Origin of the sequence: Colwellia marinimaniae (assembly GCF_002207865.1) — a bacterium.
GTDB classification, from domain to species: domain Bacteria; phylum Pseudomonadota; class Gammaproteobacteria; order Enterobacterales; family Alteromonadaceae; genus Colwellia; species Colwellia marinimaniae.
On sequence record NZ_BDQM01000312.1, the window covers coordinates 1 to 264 of the forward strand.

The following is a 264-nucleotide window of genomic DNA, read 5'->3' on the forward strand; positions in this document are numbered from 1 at the left end:
ATAATACGATCACGGGATTCTAGGCGAGATTACGAAGAACCGTTCCCAGTAAGGATCCGAGATAGGTACTCATTATTCCGCCCTGCCTTTGTTTGTTTTCTTTTTAGCCCTGCTTTGAACGATTTATCCGTGTTCAATAAATTTAATGTTGTATGTCTGACTACCGACAAGTTTTCACCACCTTCTCCTCGTACCATCCTACATCTGTCTTCATTCATACCTACGTCTAGTCGCCAATGTAATTGCACTTCGATAGACCAATGC

Annotated in this window: 1 protein-coding gene; it reads right to left on the minus strand. The window is 42.0% G+C overall.

What is annotated here, in order from left to right; all coding sequences use genetic code 11:
* Window positions 1-29: 29 nt before the first annotated feature.
* On the minus strand, window positions 30-264 hold a 235-nt coding region (locus tag MTCD1_RS19430; protein ID WP_143760191.1), incomplete at its 5' end, for a transposase.